Genomic DNA, 14725 nt, shown 5'->3' with positions numbered 1-14725 from the left:
TCCAGCTCCGCCGCAAGGCCGGGCAGAAGAGCGAGGCTGACTCCCACGACCACCAGCTCGCACAGGCAAGCCGCCAGCAGGCACACGGAAGCACGCCCCGGAACCTTCAATGAGGATTACTCCTCTATGGGAACCAGACCCCTCCGACAGGCGGCCCACCCCGACGGGTCACCCAGCTTGACGTTGGTGCCGCAGAGGCCGCAGTGGCCGTCGGCTACTTTGAAGGGTCCAAAAGGGAATACCGCAAGTGCTACTCCTGGCTGGTTCGCTTCCGGGTGACAGCCTCGTGCACGCCGCCGAGAAAGCGCTCGACGGTCGCCTGGTCCGCGGCGTCAAACCGGCTCATGACGGCGACTACCTCGTGGATGAGCGGGCCGAAGAAGCTCCAGCCGAGCGCGACCGCGCTCTCATCCACTTTCAACAGCACACGCCGACGGTCTCGTGTGTCGCGCTCCCGGCGCACATGACCGAGTCTTTCCAGACGGTCGATCACCGCCGTGGTACCCGCGGAGTTGAGGCCAAGTCGCGCCCCCAGCACTCCCGGGGTGGCGGGCGCGCCCGTGCGGGCGGCATCCAGGAGGCAGATGAGCGCACGCACATCGGTCGGGTGGAGGGCGTGTCGGGCGGCGAATCTCTCCCCGACCCGGTCGAGCTCCATGGTGATGGCGCGCAGCAGGTGCACCACTCGCATCCCGGCGTCCTGCTCGTTCACGTCGTCTGCCACCTTCCTCCGTCGTCGCCGCTGCCATATTATGGCAATATCTCGCTCAGCGAGATTCTTGCTTGGCGAGCTACCTGTTGAGGTGAGGCATGTCCGGTGATGGCCACGGCGCGAACGCGGCCTTCCTCGCCGCCTATGACGCGGTCCTGGAGCGTTGGCCGGTCCGGGTCGAGCCGATCGACCTACCGTCGACATACGGAACGACGCGGGTGAACGCGTGCGGGCCCGCGGACGGCCCGCCACTGATCCTGTTACACGGCGGTGGCACCACCGCGGCGATGTGGTTCGCCAACGTCGCCGAGTTCGCACGCCGACATCGGGTGTACGCCGTGGACCGCATCGGCGAGCCGGGACGGAGCGTCCGGGGCGAGCGGCCTCCTCGCAACATCCCCGGCCTGCTCGGCTGGCTGGACGGGGTGCTCGACGGGCTCGGGGTCGGAAGCGTCGCCGTGTGCGGGCACTCCTACGGCGGGTGGGTCGCCCTGGCATACGGCCTCCACGCACCCCAGCGGGTCCGGCGGCTCGTTCTCCTCGATCCGACGCAGTGTTTCGGAGGATTCCGGGTGGGATATCTGGCACGCGCGCTGCCGTCCCTCATCCGGCCGACGGCCTCACGCGCGCGAGCTTTCCTGGCGTGGGAGACCGGCGGCGTGGAAACCGACCCCGCCTGGCTGCGGCTGTACGGCCTGGCCGCGGAGTTCCCGGACGCGAAAATCGTGACCGGGAAGCAGCCCGAGCCCGGACTACTGCGCACACTTACGACGCCGACTCTTGTGCTCCTCGCCGGGCGTGGCAGGGCCCATCCCCCTCACCGCGTCGCGTCCGCCGTCACCCGCCTCCTGCCGCACGCGGAGACTGCGGTGCTGCCGGGCCTCTCCCACCACGCGATGCCATGGCACGAGGCCTCCGACCTCAACACCCGCGTCGTCGGTTTTCTCGACAGGACGGCGACTTGAGAGACGAAGGAGACCCCGAACAGCCCTGAGACCGTACAACGAGTACGGGCTAACGCGGCCCCGAACGAAACTCCGCCCAAAGGTCGACGGCTTTCTCCAGATCGAGTGCCGCCACCTCCTCACGGGACATGCCCACCGTGTAGATCAACCGATCGGCGAGCCAGTCAGGAACCGGTTCTCGCACAGGTGTCTCGTCGACGTGGAGGTGTTCGGTCAGAGTTCCCAGACGGTCGATGACCTCACCGAGGCGGACGACATCAGGGCGCGAGCCACCCACCGCCCGAACCCGCACCTTGGCTTCGGCATAGATCTCGGCGTCAGCCCTCTCTCCGACGGCCCAGATCTCGCAGATCTCAATCGCCTTGTCGTCGGTGATCCGGTAGACGACCCGCCAGGTGTTCCGGCCGGCGACGAGCTTGCGGAATCCGGTCAGCTCCCCACCAAGCGGATAGCCGGCCTCGGGGTTCTCCAGCAGCAGGAGAATCTTTTTAAGGACCTCGGGTACGGCGTCCGGACCGATCCTGCGTAGGTCATCGATGGCCGGATCGGTGAATACGACATCAGACACCGCTACTCGTCCTCATCTGGGAGCGAGCCCAGCGATTCCCGGGTGTGCCCAAAGGCGGAAAGGACATCGTCGATCGACGTTCGCCGCCCGGTGTCGGTCGCCGCCCGGACAAGAACCAACGCCAGGTCACGCAGATCGGCCGCGGCCTCCTCCAGTTCGTTGAGACGCCGCATGCTCACGACAGCCGCGACCGGCTGGTGCCGGCGGGTTACCACCAGGTCGGTTCCCTGCTCCGCGTCGGCCACCAGACGAGCCACCCCGCGCTGCGTGGCCTCGGTGACCGTGAGCTCGGTCGCATCATGGAGAACAGCCATACGGAAACTATATAGAAATCTATACAGAAGAGCGAGTGCCGCACGGAGAACCTAGATCGCCAAGCCGATCGGATGGGTCACCTAGCTTGACGTTGGTGCCGCCGGCGCCGCAGTGGCTGCTCGGTGCCTGGCGCCATGAGGCAACCCTCCGCGAGAGCCCCCGGTCGCGAACCGCGCCAGGTGGCCGACGACCTTCGCAAGTCGTGTGCCCGGCAGGTGCTTCCTCCCCTCCGGGTTGGTCACCTGTCCGCGCCCTGTGCCAGGGTGATCGGCATGTTCGCGATCACCGTACTGACAGAGGACGGTCACCGGCACGTCCGGGCAAGCGCTGGGAAACTCGCCGAACTGGTCAACCGGCTGGGCGGTCAGGACGACAGGTTCCTGGTCGTCCAGCGGATTCCCGACCTACCCGAAGTCTTCATTCAGGTATGGCACGAGGATGGAGGCGACTATGTGCTGGAACACCGCGACGGGGCACCCGACCGACACTTCCATACGGTACTCGACAGGCCCGTGCCGGTAATCGCGGCCATGACCCGCTGGGCGTGCTTGGAGGACGAATGGGGCTCCGGACTGAACTGGACCTCATTGGACCTGGGCCTTCCCGAACCACCACCTCCTCTCGAACTTGACGAGAACGAGCGCAAGAAGCTCGATGCGCGCATCCGTGAAGTGATCGTGGGCGGTTACGAGACGCGGGCACAACTGGCCGAGATCGCACAGGAGTATCTCGTGTCAGGGAACCGCCGACCGGTCTCTCCCGAACAGGCACGCCGACTGGTGGACCGAATGTGGCTGGAACGAGTCGAGGAGCAGGCCTCCTGGAAGGGGGAGACGGACCCGGAACGGCTCAGCCGGGCCTTCACCGCCCTGGAAGCCACGGGCATCACGGCAAGGGAGAACTTCACCTGCTGCCGTACTTGCGGTCAGGCGGAGATCGGAGAGGCGAGCTCACCGGATGCCCGAGGCTATGTCTACTTCCACAGCCAGTGCACGGACTCGGCCGCAGCCGGACACGGGCTGGCACTCCTGTACTGCGGGTTCGACGGCTCGTCAGATACGACGGCGTCCATCGGACGAGAGATCGTGGCCACACTCAGGGAAACCGGCCTCTCGGTGGAGTGGAACGGCGATCCCCGGCAGACCATCACTGTTGTCCCTCTCGACTGGCGCAAACGCCTCATCGGCTGAGCAGGTACACCCTGCAGTGAGGATCGTCGCCAGAGAGGCGACGGTCCAAGACCGCCGTGGGACGATCCTGGGGCAGACTACGTGTCAGATCAGGTCACACCTCGCCGTTCATGAGTCCGCACGAGAGTCTCCCCACCGCTGTGCTTACTTCTCCGAGTTCGTCAGGCCCATCGGACAGGACCACTCTGGCAGGTCACTTAGTGCGGTGACCACATACGTTCGCCGGGTCGGCGACACGCCGGGCTGGGCTCCTGCCACGCCTGGGTGCTCGCTCACCCGCTGGAGCGTAAGCCGGCCGGCTGCTTGGCCCGTAACCCGAGCCCGTATCCGCAGCGAACGTCGGCAACGCCGGTGCCCACCACGAGCAGCCTGACCAACCCGGTGAACCTGAGTGGTCAACGCATTAGTCTGATTCCGGGACGACTCGGACGGAGGCGCGGACGCAGATGAGCGAGACCGATCCGCACGTCCACGTCGAGCAGAAGGTGATGCAGGCCGGTGCCGCCTTCCGCAATGTGATCGTGTCGTCGTTGGGGCTCGTGCCCGACGCACCGAGTGTCGTCACCACCGGTTGCGGACTCCAGGCGCCCTATGCGATGACCTCTCCTCGTCCGGAAAGCGTCACCTGCCTCGCCTGCCGGGAACACGCTCACCGGGAGCACCTGCGCTTCGCCGAGCAGGTGGAGCGCCTGAGCCGGATGCCTGGCGCGCCCGTCACCGGCGACCAGGCGGCCAAGGCCGCGCAATGGGCCCGGGATCTCGCGGAGAGGTTCTCCGTAGTGCGGTGACCACGCGATAGCCAGGGCGGGTGTCACCGACGCGGACGCCATGATGATCAGCGCCCGGCGCCCCCTGATCGAGCCGTGTTCGCCTCGTCGTACCAGGCGTTGCAGCATCTGGCCTTCGGCATCGGTTGATCGCCGGGCTCTGACGGGCTCAGCCATGCGCTCCTCCAGCTGCCGGTACCGATCAAGCCGGTACCGGCAGTGGGGCAGGTCATCGAGCAGCGCAGGTCATACGGCTTGCCACGACCCGGCGAACCCAAGTGGTCACCGCACTGGCTTGACGTAGGTGCCTGCGAGCATCATCTGGCCCATGGTGTCGATCTCTCCGGATCCGTGACATCACCCGTGCGGGGATCCTGCGGTGTCCACAACGATGTGCCCGGACGATGGCTGGTACCGCTAGGTTCCGTACTCATGTCCGCCGCAGGAACTTTGACCCGCATACTCACCGGTCACGATGATCGAGTGGTGTTGTCGGTGGCGGTGACCCCCGACGGCCACCAAGTGATCAGCGGCGGTGGTGACGGAACGGCACGCGTGTGGAGCCTGACCACCGAGTAGGCAGGAGACCCTCATCATGAGGCTTCCCTGTTTTCCCGGCCGACTCTCCAAGATGGCCGGTCCGGACCATTCGGATGGGTCACCTGGCTTGACGTTGGCGCCGCAGTAACCGACGGAACGCTTAGCATCCCTACATGTCCCCTCGCATAGTGATCATCGTGTTGGCGGCCATGCTCGCCACTGGGGCCTCGTTGCCTCCTCGCCCCGTCCGTGGGGATGTCAACGGGGACGGCGGGGCTGACCTGGTGGTAGGTGGCGCCGGTCTGCTCACGATTCAGCCTCTGAAGGGCAGAGCGGCGGTCCGGACCCAGCACGCGACCGCGCTGTCGACGGGCGACTTCGACAAAGACGGCCTCGCAGACGTGGCGGTCGGCGCCGGCGGCACGGTCACCATCTTGTACGGCCGGCGCGCGGACGGCCATGTCGGCCGGAGCAGCCGGTTCACCCCCGGCCAGGGCGGTGTTCCCCGGCTCGGCACCGGCCACGGCTTCGGCAACGCGCTGACCACCTCTGACTTCAACCGGGACGGTTACGCCGACCTCGCCGTCGGTGCGCCGGAGACCACACTGAACACCGCGGCAGTGCGCGGCGGCGCCGCCGTCGTCCTGTACGGCTCCCGCAGCGGTCTCAGCTCATCCGGGGCACTGCGGCTCAGCGAGGACACGCCGGGAGTGGTCGGCTTCAGCCAGCACAGCCGTCTGTTCGGCGCCGGACTGGCGGCCGGAGATGTGACCGGCGACGGCTACAGCGACCTGGTGGTCACTGCGCCGTCTGGGCGGCCGGGATACGACATCGGCGGGGCCATCCACGTGTTCAAAGGGTCGGCCAGAGGCGTGACGATCACCGGAAACACCATGGTGACCAGCGGAAATGTGGACGGCCGCGTTATGGATGTGCAGGCGTGCGCGGGTGGCGTCGAGGGTGCCGACAACAAGGCGAACACCGTCAGGTGCACGCGCGAGCCGTTCGGCTGGTCAGTCCGGGTCGGCCGCTTCCACGGCGGCAAGTATGCCGACGTGATCGCCGGGATCGGCACCGGCAGGCTTCTCGTCCTACGAGGCGGCCCCGTGGGCGTCGATAAGCGCCGGTTGAAGACACTGGCTCTGCCCGGCATCGCCGGGACCAGCGACCCGGCCAATGACTACGCCGGCTCGCTCGCGGCCGGCGACGTCGACAAGGACGGTTACACCGACCTCGTCGCGGGGGCTCGCGGCAGGGGCGAGGTCGCCGTCCTGTACGGCTCCGCCGCCGGGCCGCGCCGGCCTGACTGGATCGGGAAAGGCGGGGCCAACGTGGCGCTGCTCGACGTGGACGGTGACACCGTCCCGGAACTCGCCACCACCGGCGGAGACTCCACCCGGGTTTTCTGGATCAAGAACGGCCGGGTTGCCAGGACCATCGCCCTTCCCCTGCAAGGCAGGCTGATCGCACGCTGACCAGAGCCGATACCCGAACTGCCGAAGCAGTCCTCAGCTCGCCGCTTGCCTCACGAGTGCGCTGATCCTCGCCTCGTCGTCGGCGGTCAACTCCATCAGCGCGAAGGCGGTCGGCCACATGGTGCCGTCGTCGAGGTTCGCCGGGTCGTTGAAGCCGAGGGTCGCGTACCTCGCCTTGAACTTCTCCGCGCTTTGGAAGAAGCAGACGACCTTGCCGTCCTTGGCGTAGGCGGGCATCCCGTACCAGAGTTTCGGCGACAGGGCCGGCGCGTCGGCTTTGATGATGGCATGGAGCCGCTCGGCGATGAATCGGTCCGCTTCCGCCATCCCGGCGATCTTCGCGAGCACGTCGCGCTCCCCGTCGGCTTTGGCCGCGCGCGAGCCGCGGCGCGCGGCCGTCTTCAGCTCCTGGGCGTGCTCCTTCATCGCCGCTCGTTCTTCGTCGGTGAACCCGTCGAACTTCTTGTCAGCTGCGGTGGTGCTCTCGGTGGCCTTGCGCGTTTCGTTCATGGTGGGAATCTCCTTGTCGGAAAATCTTGGTAGGGACGACCGCCGTGGCGGCTTCGCCGGCTTCGCTGAGAGGGTTCGCGGCGATGAGGCGAGCGGTCCCGGGCCACGGGTTCGAGCACGCCGCCCGGGACCGCGCACCGCTCACCCCCATGCGCCGGCGATCTGCCGGGTGGTGGCGTTGAGCCGGTTGAACAGGTTGGTGACGCCGATCATCAGAACGATCGCGGCCAACTGCTTCTCGTCGAAATAGGTGGCGGCCCTGTCCCAGACCTCGTCGCTCACGGCGTCGGCACGGTCGGCCAGCCGTGTTGCGGCCTCGGCCAGCGCGAGCGCCGCCCGCTCCTCCTCGGTGAAGTACGGGGTCTCCCGCCAGGCGACGACCGTGGCCAGCCGCTCGTCGCTCACTCCGGCCTTACGAGCGGTCTTGGTGCCCCCGTCGACGCAGGAACTGCAGCCGTTGATCTGGCTGACCCGCAGATGCACCAGCTCCAGCGTCTGACCGTCCACCCCACCGGCGTGCACGGCCTTGAAGAGCTCCTGGATGGGCTGCATCGCGCCGGGCAGGATGAAGGCCGGGTTCTGCATACGGGACTGCATCTTGGTTCTCCTCTTCCGGATCGACGCCCCGTCCCTCGGGGCGTGACTCCATAACAGCCGGACTGGCTTGCCATGACGATGGCGGTGGGACACCGTGGGACAGTTGAAACGGCTTTGGCCTGCGGCGATTCGTCCCGGTAAGTTTCTTCCGCGACGGGACAGAGAGGCAGGACACGATGGTTGTGCAGAAGGCGGACCCCCAAGACGAACTGGCCGCCCGGCTGCGCCTGCTCCAGGAGCTGTCCGGGCGCGGTGTGCGGGCCCTCGCACGGGACACGGGCCTCAGCTCGTCGTCGCTGTCGCGCTACCTCAGCGGCCAGTCGGTGCCGCCCTGGCCCGTGGTGATCGAACTTTGCCGCCTCGTCAAGCGTGACCCCCGCCCGCTGCGCCCCCTGTGGGACCGGGCGACGAACCCCCTGCCGGCGCCCCCGAAGACGAGCCGCCAGGTCCAGCCCCCGTCGCCTGCCGCCGGTGCCCCACGCCTACCCCGCAACGATCTGCCGCGCGACATGCCCGACTTCACTGGACGTGAGGCCCAGCTCGCCGCCGTCCTCGCCATGGTGGACAGCAGCCGGGTGGTCGCCATCGACGGCATGGCGGGCGTCGGCAAGACCTGTCTGGCGGTGCACGCCGCGCACCGGCTCGCCGCCGAATACCCGGACGCCCAGCTCTATCTGGATCTGCACGGGTTCACCGACGGGCGGGAACCACTCGATCCCGATCCCGCACTGCGGGCATTGCTCGCCGCACTCGACGTCCCGTCGGAAAAGATCCCGCAGGAGGGCGGTGTCGAACCGCTGGCCGCCTGCTGGCGGTCGGAACTGGCCAGCCGCCGGGCCGTCGTGGTCCTCGACAACGCCGCCGGCGCTGACCAGGTCCGCCTGCTGCTGCCCGGCGCAGGCCCCTCCGTCGCCCTGATCACCAGCCGCAACCGGTTGCTGGGCCTGGAGGAGGTGCCCCCGGTGTCGCTGGACGTGCTGACCCCGAAGGAGAGTGCGGAGCTGCTGGCCCGCGCCAGCGGCGATCCCAGCGGCCCCGACGGCCGGCTGGCCCGCGACCCGGAGTCAGCGGCCGAGGTGCTGCGGTTGTGCGGCCATCTGCCGCTGGCCCTGCGGCTGGCCGGGGCCCGGTTGCGGCACCGACCGGGCTGGACCGTAGGCATCCTCGTCGAGCGTATGGCGGAGGGCGTGAGCGAGTTCGACACCGCGTTCGCCATGTCCGTACGGCAGCTGGATCGGGCCGAGCGCCGGTTGTTCCGGTTGCTGGGCCTGCTGTCCGGGTCGTCCTTCGACGAGTACGTGGCGGCGGCACTGGCGGACGTGCCGCTGCGCAGCGCACGGGCGATGCTGGAGGACCTGCTCGACGCGCACCTCATCCAGCAGCCGTCTGCTGGTCGCTACACGCTGCACGACCTGGTGCACCAGCACGCGCGCCGAGCCGCCGCGGAGCAGGATTCCCCGGTGGAGCGGGAGCAGGCGCTGGGCCGGGTGCTCGACTATTACGTGCACGCGGCGGCCGCCGCCGACGCCGCGATGCCGCACGTGTCCGGCAGCCGCGCGGCCTCCGCAGGCCGGCCCCCGGCCGAGCTGCCGCGGTTCACCGACAAGCATGCGGCCCTCGGCTGGTTCGTCACGGAGTACACAAACCTGATGGGCGCCTTCGAGGTGGCGGTTGTCACCGGAGCCGACGCGCACGTGTGCGAGCTGCCGCGCTTCATGCGGGCGTTCTTCGCGCGGCGCTGCGGCACGACGCACCTCAACGTCCTCTTCGAGCGATCGCTGGCGGCCGCGCAGCGCCTGGGGGATCCGTGGCAACTGGCTGAGGCACACAGCGACCTGGGCTTCGCCCGCTACAACGCGGGCCGGATGGCAGAGGCCGGCGCCGCATACGAGGCGGCGGCACCGCTGGTGTCCCAGGCCGGGGACACCCGCTCTGAGGCAGATCTGATCATGCGCCGTGGCTACCTGAGGTGGGACGAGGGCTATGTCGAGGAGCCACTCGGCCTCTTCCGGCTGGCGGGGAAACTGTACGCGGACGCCGGCTGCCCGATGGGCGCGGCCCATGCGACCGCATACGAGGCTTGGGCGATGCTGCAGCTGGGACACCGCGAGGCGGCGGCGCGGCTGGCCCGCGAGGTGCTGGACATCGCGCACGCCGACCCCACCTGGCCGGCCGCGCTGACAGCCCGGATCACCCTTGGCATGGCCATCGCCCACGAGCAATCCGACGAGGCAGCAGAGCACCTGCACCAAGCCCTGGAACTCGCCCGCGAGGACGGCCACAAACACAACGAGGCGTGGTGTCTCAACTGCCTGGGCGTCGCCCTGCGCCAGATGGGCCGCTACGAGGAAGCGCTGGCCAGCCACCGACAGGCGTTCACACTCCTGGATGAGCTGTTCGAGGAACACTGGAAGATCCACTTCCTCAACGGCTACGGCGAGACCTGCCGACTGGCCGGCCTGCCCGACGAGGCCTTGCGCCTGCACCGTCAGGCACTCGAGCTGGCCCCGAAGGTGGGCTACCGGCACCAGGAGGCACTGGCCCACGAGGGGATCGCGGCCGTGCTCGACGAGACGGACCCGGCTGCCGCCGCCGAGCACCGCGCGGCGGGGCAGGCCATCCGGCAGGAGCTCGAACCAGGGGCCTGACGTGACTGGTCGCTCCCGCGGATCATGTCCGGTCTGCGTTTTCAGGCGCCAGGCGCCACAGTGCCTCGCCGAAAAGGGAGGCCACCGCGTCAGTCCACGGCGCCGAACGCCATCTCCCGGTCCGGCGGGGAGAACACGCGGTAGTCCCCCGAGTGGAAGACCAGCGGCTCGCCCTCCGTCCGCCGGAAGTGCTCGACCTCTCCGACGAAGATGAGGTGGTCGCCCCCGTCGTAGGTGCTCACCGTACGGCAGGCGAAGTGGGCGAGGGTTCCGGTGAGCACCGGAGACCCACCGGGTGCCGGGTGGGTCTCCACCCCGGCGAACTTGTCCGGCAGCGGCGTGGCGAATCGCCGGGACAGGTGCTCCTGTCCGGCGGCCAGGACGTTGACCGCGAACCGCTCCGCCCCGGCGAAGGCCGGTGCGCTGGGAGCCCGCCGGGCCAGGCACCACAGGACCAGCGGCGGGTCGAGCGAGACCGAGGTGAAGGAGTTGACGGTCACACCCAGCCGGTCACCCCGCCGGGTGACGGCGGTGACCACCGCCACCCCGGTGGCGAACTGCCCGAGGGCGTCGCGCAGAGACCTCATGACCCCTTCTCACTTCCCGAACCGCGCCAGATACCCGGCCGCCCCGGCCGGATCCATGAACCAGCCCGCGTAGTCCGACGGGTCGTCGAAGCCGTTCACGAAGCGGGAGGCCACCTCGGGCAGCCGGCCCGCGGCGCCCAGAATCTCCAGCACGTGCGGCGGCGGGGGCGCGAGAAGCGCGTTCGTCCACGCGGTGACGTGCCGGGCACCCTGCCAGTAGCGCTCGAAGGCCCGCTCCATCCACGCCGCGTCGAACGGCCGCTCACCACGCTCCAGGATGTCGGACAGGTAGGAGGCCGCGCACTTGGCGGCGTTGTTGGCCCCCTGCCCGGTGATCGGGTCGTTGAGCACGACCACGTCGGCCACGCCCAGGACCGGGGCGCCGGACGGCAGCGTCGCCACGGGCCTGCGCACGACGGGGGTGAAGCGTCCCGACAGGACGCCGCCCTCGTCGGTGAGCTCGACACCGCCGCAGCGATCCGCCTCCCACGGCAGGAAGGTCTCCAGGACCCACCGGCTTCTGGCCAGGTGCTCGGCGGGGGTGCGAACGTCCGCCCAGCAGTCCATCGGTCCGCCGGGGACACCCTCGAACACCATGATCTCGCAGGGACCGGTGACGGTGAGCGCGGGAAACACGAAGTACTCGCCGACCCCGGGAATCACGTTGAAGCACACCGCGGAATGCCCCGGTCGCGGTACGAGACCGTTGACGTAGGTGAGGGCCAGGGCCCGCTGCGGGGCGCGGTACGGCGAGCGCGGCGCGTCCCGCTCGAAGAGCGAGGCGATGGGCCCCTTGCCCGCGGCGACCAGGACCAGGTCGTACCGGGCGGCGTAGTCCTCCAGGTCGTCCACGGTCGCGTCGTGGATGACGATCTCGCCGCCGAGCCGTTCCACCTCGGCCATCCACTCGGGCATCTTCAGCCGCTGGTCGACCGAGCGGGCGGGCGTGTCGAGCCGGGCGGCCCAGTGGATGGCCGGTTCGCCGTCGGGACCGGCCACCGCGAACTGGATCCCGTCGATCGGCGGGCAGTCATCCGCCCACAGGTCCAGGCCAAGGTCACGCTCGTGGCCGAGGGCGATGCCGAACATGGCCTGGCTCGACGTGACCCGGCCGCCGCGAATGTCATCGGGGGTTCGGTTGGAGACGACGGTGACGTCGTAGCCGTTCCGCAGCAGGCCGAGGGCGAGGTGCAGGCCCGCCTGACCGGCACCGACGACCAGGATTCTGCGCATGACGATGTCTCCTTTTCAACGGAGGGGGGAACCTGATGAAAAGGTATGGCCGGGGCCGCCACTCGGGCCATCCGTTCAGCGCGGGTTCCATCCGCCTGGCGCGGGATCCTCCCCGGGCCCCGCCACACGACGGCAGGACGGCGGTAGCAGGACGGGGACACTCGGCGCCGGTCGGTCCCGGACCGTCAGCTGCCGCGCAGCGTCCGCGACGGCGCCTGACCGTAGCGCGCGCGATAGAGCGCCGCGAACCTCCCCTGATGAGGAAAACCCCACCGGGCCGCCACGCCCGTCACCGTGCACCTGGCGGGATCGCCGGCCACCAGGTCGTCGTGGACCCGGCCCAGGCGCACGTCTCTGAGATAGGTCATCGGGGTCAGGCCGAGATGACGCCGGAAACCCTCCTGGAGCGAGCGGCCACTGACCGCCACGGCGCTCGCGATCTCGTCGGTGGTCAACGGCAGGTGGGCGTGCTCGTCGACGTATTCCATGGCCCGGCGCACCACCTTGGGCAGCGCGGGAGGCCGGGGCGCGTTCAGCCGTGCCAGGTAGTTGGACGGCTGCCCGGTGAGCAGGGAGGAGAGCATGGCGTTCTCCAGGTGGGCGACCGCCAGCGGCTGCGCGGCGAGCCCGTCACCGTGCTCGGCCTCGCTCACGATCAGGTCGGCCATCGCCCTCCAGGCCCGCGCCCAGCCCGCGGTCATGTCCATGCCCAGGCCGAAGACGATCGGCCGGTCGAGCCGCTCCCCGAGCATCCGTTCCAGGGTGCCCTCGACCTCCGACCGGTCGAATTTGACGATCAGCTGGGGGCAGCCCGCCGCCCAGCGCATGTCGAGGTGTTCCGACGGTGACGGCAGGGAGGCCAGGCGGGGTGTCGACACGATCTCCTGCCCGCCGCACCGGATCAGGCTGCTCCCGGCCAGCGGGATCTGCACCAGGAAGAAGGATCCCAGTTCCCCGGGCTCGATGCGGACGTCCGCCCCGTAGTCCAGGTAGTTCACTCGTACGGCGCCCAGCTGTGCCGAGTTGAGCCGCGCGGCCAGTCGCGAGACGTCACCGGCGAGTTCCAGCCGATGCGGACAGAACACGCCGGCCACCCGCTCGCGGGCCTCGTCGAGGTCCGCGGTGTCGAAGACCGGCCTGTTGCCAAGCGGGACGCGCCCTCGCACCTCGCTCATCGACGCTCCCACCCTCGGGTGCCCATCGCACGCGTACCACTGATCCCGACATGATCGGCAGGGTCGGTGTGGCCGACCACGTACAAATACGCAGACGCCCGTGGAACCACTGTCCGATACCGGACAGCGGAGCCGGTCCTGACCCGTGCGCCCGCCGATCGTTCTCGCGAACACCTCGATCATGTGGAGGCCGCGCACGGTGCCCCCGCTCGTCAGAGATGACGCCTCCCCGCACGTCTCCTCCGAAACCACACCAAAGGCGACACCCGGCATGAAGTGACCGGGGCTGGGCTGGCAGGATCTGTGCCGTGAACCATCGCACGCTTGGCCGCACCGGCATCCAGGTCAGCCCGCTCTGTCTCGGCACGATGATGCTCGGGGCCTGGGGAAACACCGACTACGACGAGTGCGAGCGCATCGTCGGCACCGCGCTCGACGCGGGCATCAACTTCATAGACACCGCCGACGTGTACGCGTTCGGCGAGAGCGAGACGATCCTGGGCAGGGCCATCAAGGGCCGCAGGGACGAGATCGTACTGGCGACGAAGTTCCACAACCAGATGGGCGACTCTCCCAACCGGCGTGGCAACTCCCGTCGCTGGATCATGCAGGCCGTCGAGGACAGCCTGCGCCGCCTGGACACCGACTGGATCGATCTCTACCAGGTGCACCGCCCCGATCCGCAGACCGACATCGACGAGACCCTCGGCGCCCTGTCCGACCTCGTGCGCCAAGGCAAGGTACGGGCGATCGGCACCTCCTCCTTCCCCGCCGAGGAGATCGTCGAGGCCCAGTGGGTCGCCGACCACCGGCAGCGCGAGCGGTTCTCGACCGAGCAGCCCTCGTACTCGATCCTCGCCCGGCACGCCGAGGCCGCGGTCCTGCCGGTGGCCGAGCGCCACAACCTGGGAGTGATGGTCTGGAGCCCGCTGAACGGTGGCTGGCTGACCGGCAAGTACCGCCGGGACGCGCCGCTGCCCGACGGCTCCCGGGCCTCCAGCAACGGCGACCACTTCGACTTCAAGGTCGAGGAGATCCGCGCCCGCAAGCTCGACGTCACCGAGAAGCTGGCGGTCCTGGCCGACGAGGCGGGCATCTCGATGATCCACCTAGCCCTGGGCTTCGTGCTCTCGCACCGGGCCGTCACCTCGGCGGTGATCGGCCCGCGCACGCTCGAGCAGCTCACCAGCCAGCTCGGCGCGGACGAGGTGCGGCTCTCGCCGGAGATCCTCGACGCGATCGACGAGCTGGTCCCGCCGGGGACGAACATCAGCCCCGACGACGTCGGCTACGTGCCGCCCGCCCTGACCGACCCCGCCCTCCGCCGCCGCTGACGGAACCCGTCGCCCCGGCGGGGGGGGCCCCCCGGGGGGCCGCCGGGCGCAGCGCACCACCCCGCCGGCCCCCCCCGGGGGGGTACCCGCGGGCCTGGCGGGGAACACG

General features: G+C 69.2%; 15 protein-coding genes. 7 read left to right on the top strand and 8 right to left on the bottom strand.

Annotation, left to right across the window (positions count from 1 at the left end):
- Positions 1-250 precede the first annotated feature (250 nt).
- On the bottom strand, positions 251-724 hold the full coding sequence (locus tag ACWD3H_RS46315; RefSeq protein WP_451959603.1) for a MarR family winged helix-turn-helix transcriptional regulator: 474 nt from the start codon (positions 722-724) through the stop codon (positions 251-253).
- A gap of 86 nt (positions 725-810) precedes the next feature.
- On the opposite strand from ACWD3H_RS46315, the gene ACWD3H_RS46310 reads away from it, so the two are divergent.
- Complete coding sequence (locus tag ACWD3H_RS46310) at positions 811-1677, top strand: alpha/beta fold hydrolase (RefSeq protein WP_451959602.1); 867 nt, start codon at positions 811-813, stop codon at positions 1675-1677.
- A gap of 49 nt (positions 1678-1726) precedes the next feature.
- Here the strand turns inward: ACWD3H_RS46310 and ACWD3H_RS46305 are convergent, their stop codons facing one another.
- Positions 1727-2245 (bottom strand): type II toxin-antitoxin system RelE family toxin, encoded by a 519-nt coding sequence (locus ACWD3H_RS46305; RefSeq protein ID WP_451959601.1) that lies wholly within the window; start codon positions 2243-2245, stop codon positions 1727-1729.
- 2 nt (positions 2246-2247) lie between these two features.
- Positions 2248-2559 carry a hypothetical protein gene (locus ACWD3H_RS46300; RefSeq protein ID WP_451959600.1) on the bottom strand — a complete coding sequence of 104 codons (312 nt, stop codon included), beginning with the start codon at positions 2557-2559 and terminating at the stop codon, positions 2248-2250.
- A gap of 273 nt (positions 2560-2832) precedes the next feature.
- On the opposite strand from ACWD3H_RS46300, the gene ACWD3H_RS46295 reads away from it, so the two are divergent.
- From ACWD3H_RS46295 to ACWD3H_RS46280, 4 genes are all read left to right on the top strand, one after another.
- Positions 2833-3750, top strand: coding sequence for a DUF6891 domain-containing protein (locus ACWD3H_RS46295; RefSeq protein WP_451959599.1), 918 nt, complete (start codon positions 2833-2835; stop codon positions 3748-3750).
- 446 nt (positions 3751-4196) lie between these two features.
- A complete protein-coding gene (locus ACWD3H_RS46290) occupies positions 4197-4538 on the top strand; it encodes a hypothetical protein (protein WP_451959598.1) in 342 nt (113 codons plus the stop codon).
- Positions 4539-4967: 429 nt separating this feature from the next.
- Positions 4968-5096: a hypothetical protein gene (locus ACWD3H_RS46285; protein WP_451959597.1), complete on the top strand. Its 129-nt coding sequence runs from the start codon at positions 4968-4970 to the stop codon at positions 5094-5096.
- A gap of 134 nt (positions 5097-5230) precedes the next feature.
- Positions 5231-6532, top strand: coding sequence for an FG-GAP and VCBS repeat-containing protein (locus ACWD3H_RS46280; protein ID WP_451959596.1), 1302 nt, complete (start codon positions 5231-5233; stop codon positions 6530-6532).
- Positions 6533-6565: 33 nt separating this feature from the next.
- On the opposite strand, the gene ACWD3H_RS46275 is transcribed toward ACWD3H_RS46280, so the two are convergent.
- Positions 6566-7042, bottom strand: coding sequence for an iron chaperone (locus ACWD3H_RS46275; RefSeq protein WP_451959595.1), 477 nt, complete (start codon positions 7040-7042; stop codon positions 6566-6568).
- Between the two features lie 141 nt (positions 7043-7183).
- On the bottom strand, positions 7184-7639 hold the full coding sequence (locus tag ACWD3H_RS46270) for a carboxymuconolactone decarboxylase family protein (RefSeq protein ID WP_451959594.1): 456 nt from the start codon (positions 7637-7639) through the stop codon (positions 7184-7186).
- A gap of 176 nt (positions 7640-7815) precedes the next feature.
- Between ACWD3H_RS46270 and ACWD3H_RS46265 the strand changes: the two genes are divergently transcribed.
- Positions 7816-10287 carry a tetratricopeptide repeat protein gene (locus tag ACWD3H_RS46265; protein ID WP_451959593.1) on the top strand — a complete coding sequence of 824 codons (2472 nt, stop codon included), beginning with the start codon at positions 7816-7818 and terminating at the stop codon, positions 10285-10287.
- An 89-nt stretch (positions 10288-10376) separates the two neighbouring features.
- Here ACWD3H_RS46265 and ACWD3H_RS46260 read toward each other — a convergent pair whose 3' ends face one another.
- The 3 genes from ACWD3H_RS46260 to ACWD3H_RS46250 all read right to left on the bottom strand — a co-directional run bounded on the left by ACWD3H_RS46260 (position 10377) and on the right by ACWD3H_RS46250 (position 13282).
- Positions 10377-10874, bottom strand: coding sequence for a flavin reductase family protein (locus ACWD3H_RS46260; RefSeq protein ID WP_451959592.1), 498 nt, complete (start codon positions 10872-10874; stop codon positions 10377-10379).
- Positions 10875-10883: 9 nt separating this feature from the next.
- Positions 10884-12107 (bottom strand): styrene monooxygenase/indole monooxygenase family protein, encoded by a 1224-nt coding sequence (locus tag ACWD3H_RS46255; RefSeq protein WP_451959591.1) that lies wholly within the window; start codon positions 12105-12107, stop codon positions 10884-10886.
- A gap of 185 nt (positions 12108-12292) precedes the next feature.
- Positions 12293-13282 (bottom strand): AraC family transcriptional regulator, encoded by a 990-nt coding sequence (locus tag ACWD3H_RS46250; RefSeq protein ID WP_451959590.1) that lies wholly within the window; start codon positions 13280-13282, stop codon positions 12293-12295.
- A 308-nt stretch (positions 13283-13590) separates the two neighbouring features.
- Between ACWD3H_RS46250 and ACWD3H_RS46245 the strand changes: the two genes are divergently transcribed.
- Positions 13591-14616, top strand: a complete 1026-nt coding sequence (locus tag ACWD3H_RS46245) for an aldo/keto reductase (protein ID WP_451959589.1) — start codon at positions 13591-13593, stop codon at positions 14614-14616.
- Positions 14617-14725 lie beyond the last annotated feature (109 nt).

It is taken from the genome of Streptosporangium sp. NPDC002607 (assembly GCF_053592655.1).
The sequence above is the reverse complement of the archived record's forward strand: the minus strand, read 5'-3'. Positions and strand labels throughout refer to the sequence as shown.